Origin of the sequence: Glaciecola siphonariae, assembly GCF_042652645.1 — a bacterium.
GTDB lineage: Bacteria > Pseudomonadota > Gammaproteobacteria > Enterobacterales > Alteromonadaceae > Glaciecola > Glaciecola siphonariae.
In genome coordinates this window covers 118,894-136,268 of record NZ_JBHSGU010000001.1, presented here as the reverse complement: position 1 = coordinate 136,268, position 17,375 = coordinate 118,894, and the positions used below count along the sequence as shown (strand labels likewise).

The following is a 17,375-nucleotide window of genomic DNA, read 5'->3' as shown; positions in this document are numbered from 1 at the left end:
ACTACAGTGGATGCGCGTGTGCATTAATCGTCATTGTCTTCGTTCTCGTTATCGTCATCACTGGTATCAAGGTCTTCTTTCAGCTCGGTTTTGATATCGTTCATAATATCGCGACGTACTTTGCTGGTAGAGGGCTTACGTTTGTATGCTTCAATCCTCGAATCAATAATTTGGCGGGGATAATGGTTGTTATGCACGTCAACATCCGCCGTTTCCCAACGTGGGTCAACCACGACCTTGTCAATGATCTTGTTTTTATCAGTCACGACTAATTTTTGCACCGCTTTAGGCGAACGTCGCCATATTTCAGCTGGTATACGCAGCATCTCAGTTGTGCCGTCGGTGAAGGTCATTTCAATAATAATTGGCATGACTAAACCACCATGATTTGAAAAGTCCATTACGTAGTAGTTTTTGTCTTCTTTTACAGCACGTTCAAATGCGGTTTTTTCCCAAGGATCTAAGCTTTTTAAAAAGGCTTGGTAGGCATTGCGCTCTTTATTGGTGACGGTATAAATATCGTTGTCATCATAAAAATCGCGAACATCTGGGTTGCGCTCAACCCATAAATCTCCCTCACTACGATTACGTTCAACGGTAATCGAAAGTGGCTTGTTTTGTTCTGCTTGGCGTTCGCGAGCAAAGTCGATGTCAGGGTCTTTTGTATCTAAGCGAAGTTTGTAAACCGCATCTAACGAAATATCCACATGGTCGGTGCTATAAAACCAACCGCGCCAGAACCAATCTAAATCGATGCCAGAAGCCTCTTCCATAGTCCGAAAAAAATCAGCAGGCGTAGGGCGTTTGTACTTCCATCGCAGGGCGTATTCTTTGAAGGCAAAATCAAAGAGCTCTCTGCCCATAATCGTTTCGCGCAATATGTTAAGTGCAACTGCCGGTTTGGTATAGGCGTTAGGTCCTAAGCGCAATACAGAATCAGACTGCGTCATAATTGGGACTTGCACGCTCGATTTCATATAGTCAGTAATGTCGCGTGGCTCAACGCCCCATGGAATATCTGGGTCCCATTCTCTGCCGGCAACACCATCCAAAAAGCTATTCAGCCCCTCATCCATCCAAGTCCATTGACGTTCGTCGGAGTTGACGATCATCGGAAAGTAAATATGCCCTATTTCATGAATAACCACGCCAATAAGAAAACGCTTTTCGGCGAGTGAATAGGTGCGCGAACCGTCATCTCTCAGCTCGGTGCGCGGACCATTGAAGGTGATCATCGGATATTCCATACCGCCCACTGGACCATTAACCGATTGCGCCACCGGATACGGGTAATCGAAGGAAAAACGTGAATACACTTCCATGGTATGAATAACCGACTCGGTGCTGTATTTTTTCCAGAGGTCGCCGCCTTCTTTGGGATAGAATGACATGGCCATAACCAAGGGCTGCTCCTCGCCTCCTTGTTGGTAACCTTTTGCGTCCCACATAAATTTACGAGAGGATGCCCATGCAAAGTCGCGCACATTTTGTGCTTTAAACCGCCATGTTTTGGTTTTATCAGTGCCTTCTTTTTCGTTCTCTAGCGCTTCTTGTTCGGTAACAATAAACACTGGGCGCTTGGCATCTTCTGCTTCTTTTAAACGATTGCGCTGTTCACGCGTGAGCACATCGTTGGGATTTGCGAGCACGCCTGTTGACGACACAATATGATCAGCCGGTACGGTTAAGCTCACGTCATAGTCGCCAAACTCAAGCGTGAACTCCCCGCGACCAATAAACTCTTTATTTGTCCATGCTTCGTAATCGGTGTAGGCCGCAAGCCTTGGAAACCATTGGGCAAGTAAGAATATATCGTTGCCACCCTCTCTGGCGTCGTCAGGAAAATGTTCATAACCAGCGCGCGCTGAAACTGCATCCTCCTCAACGATGTTAAAAGCAAAGTCGATATCAAACTTTACGCTGTCGCCGCTTTTCAGCGGCGTGTTGAGGTCAACACGCATCAACGTGCCCACAATGATGTGTTTAAGTGCTTTGCCGTTTGATAAAGCGACCTTTTTTATGGTGTAACCTAGCTCAACATCGTCGACAAAGTGCTGGCGACGCAGCGCCGCCAGACTGAGTTTTGCCGGAGAGTTGTCGCTTGCGGCGCTGGTCGCTGGGCCTCGATTACCAATGCCGCCAAATGTTGTGGTAAGCGCAGACATAGAATCATTTTTGAATTTATTTTGGTCTAGCTGAACCCACAAATACTTAAGAGTGTCGGGGGAGTTGTTTTGATACTTTATTGTTTGTGATGCATCAATGCGTCGGTTTTGCTCGTCTAAGCTCGCTCTTATTACATAATCTACCTTCTGCTGCCAATACATATGACCGGGCTCGCCTGCTGCATTACGATAAACATTTGGGGTAGGCAATACCTCGTCGAGTTGACGAAACTTATCTTCAAAGTCGCCTTTTGTTTGATTGATGTTTGCAATAGAAACGCTGAGATATAGCGAGAGAACGCTAAAGATGAAAAGCTTAGCAAGCCTGAATGTCATTGTGGGAACCTTTTTTGGACGGGTCTCAAAGGGGGGTAGAGACGAATTATGCTTTAGTAAGTCTAAAGTGTAACTATTTTCGAAGATAAAATCAGCATTGTTAGAAAAATGTGAGCTTTTGTCGCTATTTGGGTGAATAGACCTAAAAAGCATAAAAAACCCCACTATTAGCACTAAATAATAATATGTGACCTTGTGAAAACGTGGTAAATCCTTATCCTCGTACTCACTATTCATCGACAACCTTGGTAATGACAGCTTTTACTTGGCAAACCGCCGTAATCAAAATAGGCAGTGCTTTAGTGTCGCCTGATGGCACTGGTACTTCCGACAAATTCTTATCTAATATCGCAAACTTTATTTCTGAATCTCGCAAGCAAGGCAAAAATGTGGTGCTTGTATCGTCTGGTAGTGTTGCGGCCGCGCGCGGAGAAATACGCACCGGCCATAAAGTTAGCCCAGGGAAAAAATCCGCCATGGCGGCCATCGGGCAAACCAAAATGATGGCAACATGGTCGCAGCTTTTTGACTTTACCTGCGCGCAACTGCTGCTTACGGTAGAAGATTTAAATGACCGCCGCCGCTTTGTTAACATTAAAAATACGATGGAGCAGTTACTCGATCATGACGTACTGCCAATTGTTAATGAGAATGACACTGTAGCCATAGATGAGTCGAAGGTAGGTGATAACGACAACCTTGCCGCTCACACCGCCATTGCCGTGCAGGCAGACTGCTTAATTATTTGTACTGACGTAGACGGTCTTTACACAGGCAATCCTCGCCAAGACCCACAAGCGCAGCTTTTGCCCACGGTTGATAACATCGACGAGGGCATTATGGGACTCGCTGGTGGCGCAGGCTCTTCGGTAGGTACCGGCGGCATGATCACCAAATTACAAGCGGCACAAAAATGCGCCGAATCGGGCATTCAAACCCTGCTTGTTAATGGCACCAAAACGCGCACCTTCACTGAACTGGTGAAGGGCAATTGCCCTGGTACGCTGTTTTTAGCGAAAGATGACGACAGCACCGCGCGTCAAGACTGGTTAAAACATACCTCTAATCCAAAGGGTGAGCTGGTGGTCGATAAAGGGGCTTATTTAGCCATGACCGAACGCGGCGCATCATTGTTGGCCGCAGGTATTACTCAAGTGGTGGGCAAGTTCGCCGCGAATGACGCGGTGCTAGTCACTCACGAAGGACACGTAATAGGAAAAGGCCTAGCAGCCTATTCATCTGCAGAGATTCAACAAATCAAAGGCGCAAAGAGCTCTCAAATTCAATACATTTTGGGTTATAGCGACAGCGCTGAGGTGCTTCACAGAGACGACTTTGTGCGCATTGCTCACGACAATGAAAGCATAGAATAATTAAACGGAAGGAGAAAAAGAGACTTCATTATGACATTTGATATCAAGCAAGCTGCCGCTGAAGCTAAGGCAGCAAAATCCGCCATCGCCAATTTATCGCAAGGTAAACGAAAGGCACTCCTAGAGTCTATTGCGTCTATGTTGATAGACGCTACTCCTAGCATTCTGTCGGCAAACCAGAGGGATGTTGAGCAAGCGAAAAGCGCTGGCTTAAGTGCGTCGATGATTGAGCGACTCGTGCTCGATGAGAGCGGCGTTAAAGCCATTGCCGCTGCGGTAACTGAAATAGCAAATCAAGATGAAGTTTTAGGCAGTGTTGCCAACATTAAACCGCTGCCAAGTGGTATTCAGGTGGGTAAAATGCGTATCCCGCTCGGCGTAGTGGCGATGATTTACGAGTCACGTCCAAATGTTACCATTGATGCTGCGGCGCTTTGTTTAAAAGCGGGTAATGCGGTTATTTTGCGCGGCGGTAAAGAAGCGCAGCACTCCAACAAGGCCTTGGCCGCTGTATTGCATTTGGCGCTTGAAAAAGCAGGTTTACCCACTGGTGTAGCAACCGTCATACCCGTGCCTGACCGAGAGGTGATGGCGCAAATGCTTGAGCTTAGCGATAGTATTGATTTGATCATTCCGCGCGGTGGTGAGGGCCTCATAAGATACGTTTCACAGAACAGTAAGATTCCGGTGATTCAACATTTTAAAGGCGTTTGCCATTTATTTGTAGATGCCCACGCTGACTTAACAAAAGCGCTGCCGATTTTAGAAAACGGTAAAACCCAGCGCACCGGCGTGTGCAATGCCCTTGAAACGCTACTCATACACAAGGATATTGCCGAACAAGCTCTCCCGAAAATTGACGCCATGTTTACTGAAAAGGGTGTGAAAGTGCACGCATGCGAGAAGAGCTTAGCGCACTTTAAAACCAGCGAAGCGGTGGGTGCAGTTGAAGATGATTGGCATGCGGAATACTTAGCGTTAGAGATTGCGGTAAAAATTGTGGATGATTTTGAGCGAGCGGTTGAGCACATTCAAACCTATGGTAGCGGGCACACAGAAGTGATCGTAACCGAGCACTTGGGCAATTCTCAGCGGTTTATGCGTGAAGTAAATTCCTCGGTCATCATGTTAAATGCTTCCTCGCGTTTTTCAGATGGCGGTCAGTTGGGCTTAGGCGCTGAAATTGGTATTTCGACGAGTAAGCTCCATGCTTACGGCCCGATGGGCGCGCAGCAACTCACCACTGAGAAGTTTGTTGTATACGGTGATGGGCAAATCCGTCAGTAGAGGTTTTGAGGCGAAAGCCAAGCACTCGAATAACGACTTAACTAAAATGTTTAAAGACCCGACGCTTGTCGGGTCTTTTGCTTATTGCTACATTACACGCGACTTAACATCATCCTTAAGGTAGTTCTGGTTCATGCCCGAAATTAAAAAACTGTTAGACAACAATATCCGTTGGGCAGAAGCTACCCATGCGCAGGACCCAGAATTTTTTAAGCAGCTCTCAACACAGCAGTCTCCGGTGTATTTGTGGATTGGTTGCTCAGATTCGCGCGTGCCGGCAAATCAAATCGTAGATTTAATGCCCGGTGATATTTTTGTGCATCGCAACGTTGCTAATATGGTGATCCACACTGACTTTAACTGTTTGTCGGTGCTGCAGTATGCGATTGACGTACTAAGAGTAAAGCATGTGATAGTGTGCGGTCACTACGGCTGCGGCGGAGTTGAGGCGGCTTTAGGAGACGGTAAGCTAGGTCTTATTGATAATTGGCTACTGCATATTAAAGATATCGCTCGTGCCCATGAAAACGAGCTCGCCGCGCTAGATAAACATGCTAAATTGGCCAGACTTTGCGAGCTTAATGTTCTACAGCAGGCCGAAAACGTGCGCCGGACCAGTGTGTTTCAAGACGCGGTTGCTAGAGGGCAAGAAGTAAAGCTACACAGCTGGATTTATAGTTTAAGCAACGGAAAAATCACGTCCTTACAGCGAGATGAGTAAGCGGTGCCGAATTGGCTAGCATTCGCGTTTACTGCATGCTTTTTGTTTATACCATAGCGTCATAAAGTTTATCTGTGAGCGCGCATGTGTGCTAAATTGCGGCGTCTTTGGTTATTAACCATCTAACAACTAAGACCAAACACTAGACACCCATTACTGAACACTAAACACCTAACTAAGCGCGTAACACCCAACATGCATAGACTATATAAATGATAAGCGATACCGCAGGCACCACAGCAAGCAGCACACGCAAACCCTTGCCATTAGGCGAGTTTATACTGCTTATGGCGTTTTTGACATCGCTGGTGGCTTTGAGTATCGACGCGATGCTGCCTGCACTCGACGTAATTGGTGCAGACTTAAATAGCCAAAGTAACCAGCAAACCTATCTCATTATTTCCCTGTTTTTTGCGGGTATGGCGTTTGGGCAGCTATTCTTTGGCCCTTTTGCAGATGCGAGAGGCCGGCGCTTAACTATTCTGGTAGGGCTTATCATTTTTTTGATAGGCACACTGGTGTGCTATTTATCGCCGAATATGGAAATCATGTTGCTTGGTCGATTGATTCAAGCGTTTGGCGTGTCGGGTCCACGAATAGCTACGATGGCACTCATTCGTGATTTACACGTGGGCGATAAAATGGCCCGAGTAATGAGCTTTATCACGGTTATCTTTATTTTGATGCCGATGGTCGCGCCTCTGATGGGTCAGATTGTGATGAAAGTGGCCGGATGGCGGCATATTTTTACAGTGTTTGCCATGGTTTGCGTGGTATCAGGCATTTGGTTTTTTGCGCGCCAAGGTGAAACGCTGCCGCGTGATAAGCGCGTAAAATTTAATTGGTATGCTTTTTGGCGCTCAATTGTTTGGCTAATAAAAAATCCAGTTGTGATGGGAGCCGCGCTGGGAATGGGGATGATTTTTGGCGCATTTTTGGCGTATTTAAGTGGCTCACAAACCATTTTTCAAAGTATTTACGACACAGGCGAGTTGTTTCCCCTGTTGTTTGCCCTGCTTGCTTTCTCAATAGGCGCTGCGTCGTTGTTCAATGGGATCATGGTGGTAAGACTAGGCATGATCAAATTGATTTCATATGCCTTAGTGTTGACTATTTTGTTCTCGGTGGTGCTGGTAGCTGAATCTGTTTACTTTAATGGGAAACCACCGTTGGTGCTGTTTGTAAGCACGATGTTTATTGGGTTTTTCTTTATTGGTATTTTATTTGGTAATTTGAACTCGCTTGCTATGCAGCCAGTGGGTCATATAGCGGGTGTAGGTGCAGCATTTATCGGCTTTTTTACCAGCATGCTTTCAGTGCCAATTGCCGTATTTATCAGCCATCATTTGAGCGATAGCATCTTGCCGATTGCCTACGGTTTTTTGTGCTTTTCTGTTCTTACTTACTTTGCCGTGCACATCGCTATTGCAGCGGTGCGCAAGCAGGTTTAGCTGCTAACTTGAGCGGCTATTTTCAAAGGCTAGTGGCTATCGGAGCGGACATAAAAAAGCCCGGTCAAATTGACCGGGCAAAAGGAGCTTAGTTAAAGCACCTAACGACAGAACTGTTACAAACTTAAAACTTTATGCCCACGCATCAATATGATTACTCATAAAGGCCTATGGGCTGCTATGCACCTACAATGGCTTTCATGTCGGTCATGTAGCCGCGCAGTACCTCACCAACGGTTTCAACGCCGTGGCTACGTATCGCTTTGTTCACTTCTACCAAACGCTTATTATCAACGCCATTGCTTTGCGCGCTGAAGCCTTTACCAAGCTGTTTACCTGTGATGTTTGGCATTATATGCTCTTTGAGCAAAGGAACCGCGGCGTTGGCAAACAAATAATTTCCATATTCAGCAGTATCCGATATAACCACGTTCATTTCATATAAACGCTTTCGGGCAATGGTATTGGAAATAAGCGGCGTTTCGTGCAATGACTCATAGTACGCTGACTCAGGTAAGATGCCGGCCTCTACCATCACGTCAAATGCTAGCTCAACGCCTGCTTTGATCATGGCAACAATCAAAATGCCCTTATCAAAAAACTCTTGGTCGTCTATTTTGCCGCTATAAACAGGGGCTTGCTCAAAACCAGATTGACCGGTTTCTTCACGCCACTTCAATAAATTTGCATCGTTGTTTGCCCAATCGGCCATCATTGTGCGAGAAAACTCACCGCTTATGATGTCGTCTTGATGTTTTTCAAACAATGGCCTAAATAAATTGGTGAGTGTCTCGCTTAACTCATACGCTTCTATTTTGGCGGGGTTAGACAGGCGGTCCATCATATTGGTTACGCCACCAATTTTAAGCGCTTCGGTAATTGCCTCCAAGCCATATTGGATTAGCGCGGCTGCATATGCAGGGTCAACACCATCGGCGACCATTTTGTCGTAGCCAACAATCGCGGCTGCTTGCTGCATGCCGCACAATATCGTTTGTTCGCCCATTAAATCAGATTTGACCTCAGCCACAAATGAGCTCTCTAGCACGCCTGCTCGGTCACCGCCGGTAGCGCTTGCCAATGCTTTTGCAATGTCCCATCCTTTATTCTCAGGGTCGTTCTCAGGGTGCACGGCAATTAAGGTCGGCACGCCAAATCCGCGTTTGTATTCTTCACGCACTTCGGTGCCCGGGCACTTAGGCGCACACATTACTACCGTAATGTCGCTTCTTATTTGCTGACCCTCTTCTACAATGTTAAAACCGTGAGAGTAGCCCAGCGTCGCGCCTTTTTGCATCAGCGGCATGACCGCTTCTACTACGCTAGAATGCTGCTTATCGGGCGTGAGGTTGTACACCAAATCTGCGCTTGGAATAAGCTCTTGGTAGGTACCTACGGTAAATCCGTTGCTGGTAGCGCGTTGATACGAATCACGTTTTTCATCAATAGCGGCTTGGCGAAGTGCGTAAGATACGTTTAAGCCTGAGTCGCGCATGTTTAAGCCCTGATTAAGACCCTGTGCGCCGCAGCCTACGATAACGATAGATTTCCCTTTTAGTGCATCACAGCCCTGTGCGAATTCTTCTCGCTGCATAAAGCGACACTGTCCTAGTTGGTCGCGCTGTTTTCTAAACGGTAAGCTATTGAAGTAGTTTGTCATGTTATTCCTGAAAATTGAGATAGTCATTTACGACTGAGATTGCAATGTACACGAAACTACTGGTTGCTTAAATTGAATTATTTAAAACGTAGTGTTTCATAAAATGAAATAAATGTTATATTGAAGGACATACAGGGTGTAATGAACCAATTTTTATGTCTATTATGGCTGCGTAAAACGGTTAAAATGTGAGCAAAACATAGCCGGCGGTGAACATGCATGCTGTGTTGAATCAAGATGAATTAGATAAGATGTGTCGGGTCAAAAAAGAGTAAATCGATTATGGATATAAAAAGCCTACGCTTGTTTCAGCATCTCGCGAACACCCTGCACTTTTCAAAAACAGCGCAAGCTATGTTTGTCTCTGCGCCTACGCTGACCCGAGTAGTCGCCAGACTCGAGCAAGAATGCGGCGCAGCGCTATTTACCCGAAATAATCGAAGTGTTAGCTTAACTCATGCAGGAAAAAGCCTGTTGGCATTTGCTGAAAGCACCCTGAATCAATACGCTTTAATGAAGCAAAGCATGAAGCAGCACGAACAAATATTAAGTGGTGAGCTGTCTTTGTACTGCTCGGTCACTGCCAGTCAGAGCTTCTTGCCTGCCATGCTCGATAAACTCAGGCAGCAATATCCACTTGTAGAAATTAAGCTAGACACGGGCGACCATGCGCTTTCAGTTTCAAAAGTAGCCTCGTCAGAGGTAGATATTTCACTGGCCATTCATACGCCCGACTTCCCAACGCAGGTGGGGTTTGCGCCGGTTGCTACTGTACCGCTCACCTTAATTATGCCTAAAAACATGACCGTTGAGCGCTGGCAAGACATGCCGTGGCAAGACCTACATGTAGTCATGCCCTCAGCCGGCCCGTCAAAGCGCATAGTGCACCACTGGTTTGCAGAGCAAAACATTCGCCCCAGGGTCTATGCGCAGGTATCAGGAAACGAGGCGATAGTGAGTATGGTGGCATTGGGGTTTGGCGTGGGCTTTGTGCCAAGTATTGTGCTTGAAAATTCAGCCGTAAAAAATAAAGTGCGCGCACTAAGCGTAAAAAACATTGAGCCCTATCAGCTTGGTGTGTGCTATCTCAAAGAACGCAGCGAGGAGCATTTGATTAAAGCAATGACTCAGCTATTTGTAAGCTGATGTAGCAGACGGTCAAAGTTTCTAAAGCTTAAAGCCTCTGCAATATGTGCCTGCTCGATGTGCTCTGCACCCTGCAAATCAGCTACGGTTCGCGCCACCTTTAGAGTACGATGATAAGCCCTCATCGACAGTCCAAGCGCGTCAATTGCTTGCGTGATAAAGCGCTGATTGCTGGGCGTTAAGCTGCAGTGGATGTTGATTTGTTGATTGCTTAATGCACTGTTGAGCACGCCTTGACGAGCAAGCTGCAGTGCATGTGCAGTCTCAACTCGGCGTTTTACGATTTTGCTAGATTCAGAGCTACTGTGAGCGCTTTGCTTGGAGATGGCCTCGTGGTTAGATCCACGACCATGCTCTGAAGCATCTTGCCGATTGTCGTTGCCCGTATCGGATTCATCGTTGGGTGCCACGCTCCGACTCAGGGTTTTTTCTAAATTCACACGCGGCACGTTTACTTGTAGGTCGATGCGGTCAAGCAATGGCCCTGATATACGATTTAAATAGCGCAGTATTTGGTCGGGATTAGCGCGCTTGTCGTCAATATCCCCTGTTGGACTTGGGTTCATTGCGGCAACCAATTGAAAATCCGCAGGGTAGCAAACCTTATGCGCTGCTCTTGATAAGTTAATTTCCCCCGTTTCAAGCGGCTCTCGCATCACATCAAGCACATGACGACCAAATTCAGGCAACTCGTCAAGGAACAACACGCCCTTGTGCGCGAGTGTAATTTCTCCCGGCTTTGGGTAAGTACCGCCGCCGACGATTGCAGCTGCCGAGCTTGAATGATGTGGCTGGCGCAGTGGGCGCTGTCGCCAGTTGTTAGCATCAATAGGTTCACCCACCACCGAGCGAATGCTCGACACGACAAGGGCGTCCTCTTCGCTTAGGTCGGGCATAATTGACAGCAGTCTGCTTGCCAACATGCTCTTACCTGTGCCTGCTGGGCCAAAAAATAAAATGTTATGAGCGCCGCTTGCAGCAATTTCTAGCGCGCGCTTTGCATGCTGTTGGTCAATAATTTCGTTTAAGTCGCCGTAATTCGGTGGCGGATAATTCTCGCTTTGTGTTTGTGCCACCGGTAGAGCTTGTTTACCAGTTAGATGAAGATACACATCAAACAATGTGCTGGCGCACAGTACTGAGGTTTTGGTCACTAATGCGGCTTCATTAGCGTTGCTGAGAGGTAAAATGAGCTGGCGATTGGAATTGCGAGCGGCAAATGCCATCGGTAGCGCCCCTTGTATCGAACGCAGTTCACCTGAAAGGGCTAGCTCACCCACAAACTCGTATGGCTCGAGGGCTGTGTCGGGTAGCTCTTCGCTTGCCGCTATAATGCCAATGGCTATCGCTAAATCAAAGCGACCGCCACCCTTAGGTAAATCGGCCGGTGCCATATTTACCGTAATGCGCTTACTGGGAAATTCAAAACCTGCATTGATTAACGCGCTGCGCACCCTGTCGCGGCTCTCTTTTACCGACGTTTCTGGCAAGCCAACGAGCTGAAAGGCCGGCATGCCATTTGACAAATGCACCTCAATAGTCACAAGCGGTGCGTCTATGCCAATATTGGCGCGGGTGTATACAACAGAAAGTGACATCCTTGTCTTTTTTCATCCATGAGTTGCTTATCAACGCGCTCATTATTTAATTTAAAGCCTAGGCTTACAACTGACCAAAGGGATGGACTGAGCCGATAATAAAATCGCAATTTAACGCCCATTGCTTAACTCACCCTCAAAATCACTTGCCCGCACCAATCAATGTTTGCGATGATGAAAGAGAAGTTTTTTGTAATACCTCTAACGAATGACCACAAGTGAGCCTTATCCAGTGCAGCAAAACCATGCTAAAACCCAAGCTGAAAATGTAACTAGCGCTACGGCGACCTCAAGCGCGCCAGTATTGAGCAAGCAAGACTATTTAGTCAAAATTTTGCAGGCGCCTATTTACGATGCTGCTATTGCCACTGAGCTTTGTGTTATGCCGGCTTTGTCAAAAACGCTTGGTAATCAGGTGTATCTTAAGCGCGAAGACCAGCAGCCGGTAAAATCATTTAAGCTAAGAGGGGCGTATAACTGCATCGCTCAGCTTTCAAAAGCTCAACAAGCTGCTGGCGTTGTCGCGGCATCCGCTGGCAACCACGCGCAAGGCGTAGCTTATGCCGCCAAACGTTTAGGTATTCCAGCGGTGATTGTAATGCCGGAAACAACACCCGAAATTAAGGTGGAGGCGGTTAAACAGTTTGGCCAAGAACAGGTAAGCGTGGTTCAGCATGGCACCAGTTTTGACCAAGCCAGTGAGCGGGCAAAGGCCATTTGTGCTGAAACCGGCATGACGATGATCCCGCCATTTGACCACCCCGATGTTATCGCCGGTCAAGGTACCATTGGCAAAGAAATTCTTGAGCATATTCACGATCTGCAGTATTTGTTTGTGGCCGTTGGTGGCGGTGGCTTAGCGGCCGGGATTTCAGTATATGCAAAGCAAATTAATCCAAATATACGAATTGTCGCGGTAGAATCAGAAGAATCAGCTTGTTTGAAAGCTGCGCTTGCCGAAGGGCACCCGGTTACTTTGCCGAGCGTGGGAATTTTTGCCGACGGTGTGGCGGTTAAAACCATTGGTGAAGAGCCGTTTCGTTTGTGTCAGCTGTATGTAGATGAGGTCGTTACGGTCACCAACGATGAGATATGCACAGCGATTAAAGACATTTTTGACGATACCAGAGTCATTGCAGAGCCAGCCGGGGCCTTGTCGGTGGCGGCAATGCGTAAATACTGCGCGGAGCACAATATTAAAGGCGCAAATATTGCCGGCATTTTGTGCGGAGCGAATATTAACTTTCATACCTTACGATACGTGTCTGAACGCTGTGAGCTCGGAGAACAAAAAGAGGCAGTATTTGCAGTAAAACTAAAAGAGCAAACGGGCGCGTTCAAGGCCTTTTGTGCCACTTTAGGCGGGTTAAATATATCAGAATTTAATTACCGATATTCTAGCAACAGCGAAGCGCATATTTTCGTTGGGGTAAAGCTCAAACAAGGGCGAATCGAATTTGCCAATTTAATGCAGCGCTTGCAAGAAAATAACTATCAGTGTTTTGATTTATCCGATAACGAACTCGCCAAACTTCACGTGCGTCATATGGTGGGCGGCAGACCACAAACAGCCCTAAACGAAACGCTATTTTCGTTTTCTTTCCCTGAGTACCCAGGTGCGCTTATGCACTTTTTAAATACGCTTGGTGAACAGTGGAATATTACCCTGTTTCACTATCGCAATCATGGCGCCGCCCAAGGCTTAGTATTGGTCGGCTTCGATATTAGCGATAGTGAAAGGGCGCTGTTTAATGAGCATTTAGCGGCGCTCGATTACGCAGCACAAGAGCATACCGACGACCCTGCCTATCAGTTTTTCTTGGCCGCCGAGGGCTAAATTTGCTCAAGATGCTGAATGATTTCAGGCCACACAAGCGGTAAAATAGCCTCTTTCAGCGCTAGGCTACTTTGGGAAAAGGCAAAATTGCCGTCGTCTTGGTTCTTAACGTGTTCGTTTTCACGCAGCGCATTAACAAAGCTGCTGAGCACGTTTTTGTCGTAAAATTCAGGCGAATGCATCCCAAAAAGTGCCGACAGCCTTTCCGCAATAATCTGGCTTTGTCTCTCAAGCTGCGAGCGCCCAATCACTTTTTCTTTTTCTAAAACATGAAGCACAATGGCATAGCGCTGCCAGGTTTCCTGCATGGCGCGGCTGAGCAACCACGATGAATGAAACTTTTCGTGTGTGGCCGGTGGTGGGGCAAGGCAATCATCTTTTTGTATCAGCAGTCCTTTGTCGGTCATATGGACAATAAGCGCATCGATATATTTGGCAGCCTCTTCTAGGCTTTGATGCATAAAGAACTCGCGCTTGAGCAAAGGGAACAACGTTGCAACGAGGGCTTGAAGAGCCGTCTTTTCTAGGTTTTTATGCGCAAACACGGCCGCCATGATAAGCGATGGTAGGGCAAACATATGCAGGATGTTGTTGCGATAAAAGGTCAACAATAGCCCGTTACTGTCTTTTGGCGATACCATTGCACCGTAAGCGTCTTCGCCTTGTTCAAAGCGATTAAGCGCCAGTGTTCGGTCTACAAGTTCAGCAGCAGGCTCGTTTGGCAAGGTGCAGTCTTCGCTGTAGCGCACATCGTTAAACAAGGCCAAATAATCGCTCATGCTTTGCACCAAGGCCTTTTTACTCATGATTTGCGTTTTCGATGAGAGCAAACATAAGGCTACCATGGCCGTTCCGTTCAGCGCGGCGGCACGGTTGATGCGCGTCATCACTTTGTCGGCCAGTGCGTTTACTACTGGTGTGAGCCATTTTGGTTTTTTGTCTTCAAGTGCTTTTTGTTCGCGCCAGTCGCTCACCGACTCATCTAAAAATTGACTAAGTGCAATGGGCTCGCCAAAGTTAACAAAGCCATGCCCGTAATTTTTTAACTTGCGAATGGCAGAAAATACCTGGGTGGGAGACTCCTTTTTCTTAGACTTCCCTTTAAGCTCCTTCATATAGCTTTTAACTTCCATTACGTGTTCATAACCGATGTAAACCGGTACAATAGAAACGGGTCGGTTAATGCCTTTTGCGAGCGCCTGTAGCGTCATGGCGAGCATGCCGGTTTTAGGGGGAAGTAAGCGTCCGGTGCGACTGCGCCCGCCTTCGGGGAAGTACTTCACCGAATACCCTTTGTTAAACAGAAGCTCAAGATACTCTCGAAATACTGCGGTATAAAGTTTGTTACCGGCAAAGCTTCGGCGCAGGTAAAAAGCGCCGCAGCGGCGCAAAATACCGCCGACAGGCCAAAAGTTGAGATTAATCCCCGCTGCAATGTGCGGCGTCACTAAACCTTCATGATAAATCACATAGGTGAGTAACAAATAGTCCATGTGGCTGCGATGGCAGGGTACGTAGATAATTTCATGGCCGTTTTGTGCAAGCTCACGCACACGTTCAGGATGACCTACTTCAATGCCATCGTAAATTTTATTCCATACACGTTTGAGCAATCTGTCGCCTATGCGAATTAAGCCTTCACGATAGTCAGCAGAAATTTCGTTGATGTATGCGAGCGCATCTTCTCGGCCCTTTTCGTAACTAATTGCTTTGTGCTTCACCTCATCGCTAATAGCGCTCTTTACTGAGCTTGCGCCTAAAATTGAGTTGTATAAGGTTTGTCGTTCGAGCAGTGTAGGGCCAGAAAGCGTTTGTCGTTTGCGCTGAAAATGGGTGCGGGCAACGCGTACAAGTTTCTGAGCAATTTGCTTGTCGCTGCCGTGTAGTTGCGACATTTGGCGGGTAGAAACCGCAGGCGAATAACTAACAAAGTTATCGCGGCCAAATATCAACACAATAAATAACTTTCTTAACCAGTTGGGTGAGGCTTTGCTAGCAAAAAGCTGCGCAAAGCCGCTTTTTTCTTTTCCGGCCGAGCGACCCCACGAAATAAACACAGGCAGAATTTGTAAATCGATTTCTGGGTGTTCGCGGTGCAGATGAAAGTACTCGGTAAAAACATCTTCAATCGATGTCTTAGACACCCGGCGCGTTAAAAGGCTTTGTGGACGTGTTAAAAAATAGCGTCTTTTCCGTTCTTGTCCGGCAATTTCAATAGGCTCAAAAACGCTCGGCAATCCCAATGCTTTGGTTGACTTTTCAAGGGCAACTTGGTCTGTAAAAGACTCCGTTTGCAACAAATATAAAATGGGTTTGCTTTTATCAATGCCCAATTCTTTTTCAAGATTTGCAGGGACACTTTTTACCGACACTAACCAACCAACCGCTTTCGATACGAGCCAACGAAAGGCAGAACCAATATTTAGCATGTGCGCTCCGAACTAACTTAGTCACTGAATAATAACACGCTTTGCGAAAGTGGAATATTAATAAGCGTTGTTCAAAAAAGGTCAAAAGGCGTGATCATCACCACAAACCTTAACAAGAGTGTTGCGCTTTGCGATTAAAAAGTTATACTCGACTTAACTGTATAGAAAAACAGGCTGGTTATGCGTCCACTAACTCCACGTCAAGAAGAAGTGCTCAATCTGATCAAATCTACCATGATAGATACGGGCATGCCCCCTACTCGCGCTGAGATAGCGCGCGAACTCGGCTTTAAATCCGCTAACGCGGCAGAAGAGCATTTGAAGGCGCTTGCAAAAAAGAACGTAATAGAAATTCTTCCGGGTACTTCTCGAGGCATTCGATTGAACTGCGCGCTCGAAGACAATGTTGAACAAGGCATTCCTTTGATTGGCCGTGTTGCAGCCGGACAACCTATATTGGCGCAAGAGCATGTTGACTCTCACTATAAAGTAGACCCTGCAATGTTTCATCCGGGCGCAGATTTTTTATTGCGTGTTAACGGTATGAGTATGAAGAAAATCGGCATTATGGACGGTGATTTGCTTGCCGTACACAAAACTAATAATGTGCGAAACGGGCAGGTTGTGGTGGCACGTATTGACGAAGATGTGACGGTAAAACGCTTCGAGAAGAAAGGGCCATTAGTGATTTTGCATGCCGAAAATGATGACTTTTCGCCCATTGAGGTAGACCTACGCTCTCAATACTTTGAAATTGAGGGACTAGCGGTTGGCGTTATTCGGGATAATGTAGACTTCAATTAGAGGGCCTTCGCCTAATTGGCCTCCGCCGGCAATTAGCCCTGTTGGTGTCACTCTCACCTATTGCTGGCATGCGAATCTCAACTCGCTTTGGCTCGAATGTCGAGAAAATGCGAGTAGTAGTTTCATGCTGTGAACTTAACGAGAAAGCGCTACGCTCAAATTAGGGTAAACGGCTTGGTAATTCTCGCCCAAATATAAATCAACTGAAACTCGCCCTTATAGAAACATGACGGCGAGTTTTTTTGCTTTTTTTATTGAGATATTTATCTAGATTCTCTCTCACAATCGCGCGAGCCATTGCGCAAAATTTTATATTTGCGTAACAAAAAATTCACAGCATGGTGTTTGTTTTTTACACGCTTTATTTTCTTTTGATTAAAAAAACAGCAAACTCGTGGATAATTCGAACTGTTTGTATGGTTTTTCTCCAAAAAGTACTAGACGTAAGCTTTTGTTTGATTAATCATTATACAGTTATTCACATTCTAATAACATCCGACGTTAATTCGTATCGAAACACGCTTACTTAAGCTGTAAATTTTGATAAAACACATAATGCGTCAACCTC

At 46.5% G+C, this 17,375-nt stretch carries 11 protein-coding genes; 7 read left to right on the top strand and 4 right to left on the bottom strand.

What is annotated here, in order from left to right:
* Positions 1-23: 23 nt before the first annotated feature.
* Positions 24-2,501: a M1 family metallopeptidase gene (locus tag ACFO4O_RS00650; RefSeq protein ID WP_382405481.1), complete on the bottom strand. Its 2,478-nt coding sequence runs from the start codon at positions 2,499-2,501 to the stop codon at positions 24-26.
* A gap of 251 nt (positions 2,502-2,752) precedes the next feature.
* Between ACFO4O_RS00650 and proB the strand changes: the two genes are divergently transcribed.
* The 4 genes from proB (at position 2,753) to ACFO4O_RS00630 (ending at position 7,333) form a co-directional block, all read left to right on the top strand.
* Positions 2,753-3,874: a glutamate 5-kinase gene (gene proB / locus ACFO4O_RS00645; protein ID WP_382405284.1), complete on the top strand. Its 1,122-nt coding sequence runs from the start codon at positions 2,753-2,755 to the stop codon at positions 3,872-3,874.
* A gap of 30 nt (positions 3,875-3,904) precedes the next feature.
* Complete coding sequence (locus tag ACFO4O_RS00640) at positions 3,905-5,161, top strand: glutamate-5-semialdehyde dehydrogenase (RefSeq protein ID WP_382405283.1); 1,257 nt, start codon at positions 3,905-3,907, stop codon at positions 5,159-5,161.
* A 133-nt stretch (positions 5,162-5,294) separates the two neighbouring features.
* Positions 5,295-5,882: a carbonate dehydratase gene (gene can, locus ACFO4O_RS00635; protein WP_382405282.1), complete on the top strand. Its 588-nt coding sequence runs from the start codon at positions 5,295-5,297 to the stop codon at positions 5,880-5,882.
* Between the two features lie 212 nt (positions 5,883-6,094).
* Positions 6,095-7,333, top strand: coding sequence for a multidrug effflux MFS transporter (locus ACFO4O_RS00630; protein WP_382405281.1), 1,239 nt, complete (start codon positions 6,095-6,097; stop codon positions 7,331-7,333).
* 178 nt (positions 7,334-7,511) lie between these two features.
* Here ACFO4O_RS00630 and ilvC read toward each other — a convergent pair whose 3' ends face one another.
* Positions 7,512-8,993, bottom strand: a complete 1,482-nt coding sequence (gene ilvC / locus ACFO4O_RS00625; RefSeq protein ID WP_382405280.1) for a ketol-acid reductoisomerase — start codon at positions 8,991-8,993, stop codon at positions 7,512-7,514.
* 282 nt (positions 8,994-9,275) lie between these two features.
* On the opposite strand from ilvC, the gene ilvY reads away from it, so the two are divergent.
* Entirely contained in the window at positions 9,276-10,139 is an 864-nt protein-coding gene (gene ilvY, locus ACFO4O_RS00620) for an HTH-type transcriptional activator IlvY (RefSeq protein WP_382405279.1), read from the top strand.
* On the opposite strand, the gene ACFO4O_RS00615 is transcribed toward ilvY, so the two are convergent.
* Positions 10,121-11,737: a YifB family Mg chelatase-like AAA ATPase gene (locus ACFO4O_RS00615; protein WP_382405277.1), complete on the bottom strand. Its 1,617-nt coding sequence runs from the start codon at positions 11,735-11,737 to the stop codon at positions 10,121-10,123. The two genes, ilvY and ACFO4O_RS00615, sit on opposite strands and share 19 nt — an antisense overlap.
* Positions 11,738-11,945: 208 nt before the next feature.
* Between ACFO4O_RS00615 and ilvA the strand changes: the two genes are divergently transcribed.
* Positions 11,946-13,574, top strand: coding sequence for a threonine ammonia-lyase, biosynthetic (ilvA, locus tag ACFO4O_RS00610; protein ID WP_382405276.1), 1,629 nt, complete (start codon positions 11,946-11,948; stop codon positions 13,572-13,574).
* Here ilvA and plsB read toward each other — a convergent pair.
* Positions 13,571-16,003, bottom strand: a complete 2,433-nt coding sequence (plsB, locus tag ACFO4O_RS00605) for a glycerol-3-phosphate 1-O-acyltransferase PlsB (protein WP_382405274.1) — start codon at positions 16,001-16,003, stop codon at positions 13,571-13,573. The two genes, ilvA and plsB, sit on opposite strands and share 4 nt — an antisense overlap.
* A gap of 180 nt (positions 16,004-16,183) precedes the next feature.
* On the opposite strand from plsB, the gene lexA reads away from it, so the two are divergent.
* The gene (lexA, locus tag ACFO4O_RS00600) at positions 16,184-16,807 is read left to right on the top strand and encodes a transcriptional repressor LexA (RefSeq protein WP_382405273.1); all 624 of its coding nucleotides are present in this window, start codon (positions 16,184-16,186) and stop codon (positions 16,805-16,807) included.
* Positions 16,808-17,375 lie beyond the last annotated feature (568 nt).

What these genes read in the sequence shown, in the direction of transcription:
- lexA (WP_382405273.1), top strand. Translation starts at nt 16,184, where the DNA reads ATGCGTCCACTAACTCCACGTCAAGAAGAAGTGCTCAATCTGATCAAA.
- proB (WP_382405284.1), top strand. Translation starts at nt 2,753, where the DNA reads ATGACAGCTTTTACTTGGCAAACCGCCGTAATCAAAATAGGCAGTGCT.
- ACFO4O_RS00650 (WP_382405481.1), bottom strand. Translation starts at nt 2,501, where the DNA reads ATGACATTCAGGCTTGCTAAGCTTTTCATCTTTAGCGTTCTCTCGCTA.
- ACFO4O_RS00640 (WP_382405283.1), top strand. Translation starts at nt 3,905, where the DNA reads ATGACATTTGATATCAAGCAAGCTGCCGCTGAAGCTAAGGCAGCAAAA.
- ilvA (WP_382405276.1), top strand. Translation starts at nt 11,946, where the DNA reads ATGACCACAAGTGAGCCTTATCCAGTGCAGCAAAACCATGCTAAAACC.
- can (WP_382405282.1), top strand. Translation starts at nt 5,295, where the DNA reads ATGCCCGAAATTAAAAAACTGTTAGACAACAATATCCGTTGGGCAGAA.
- ACFO4O_RS00615 (WP_382405277.1), bottom strand. Translation starts at nt 11,737, where the DNA reads ATGTCACTTTCTGTTGTATACACCCGCGCCAATATTGGCATAGACGCA.
- ilvY (WP_382405279.1), top strand. Translation starts at nt 9,276, where the DNA reads ATGGATATAAAAAGCCTACGCTTGTTTCAGCATCTCGCGAACACCCTG.
- plsB (WP_382405274.1), bottom strand. Translation starts at nt 16,003, where the DNA reads ATGCTAAATATTGGTTCTGCCTTTCGTTGGCTCGTATCGAAAGCGGTT.
- ilvC (WP_382405280.1), bottom strand. Translation starts at nt 8,993, where the DNA reads ATGACAAACTACTTCAATAGCTTACCGTTTAGAAAACAGCGCGACCAA.
- ACFO4O_RS00630 (WP_382405281.1), top strand. Translation starts at nt 6,095, where the DNA reads ATGATAAGCGATACCGCAGGCACCACAGCAAGCAGCACACGCAAACCC.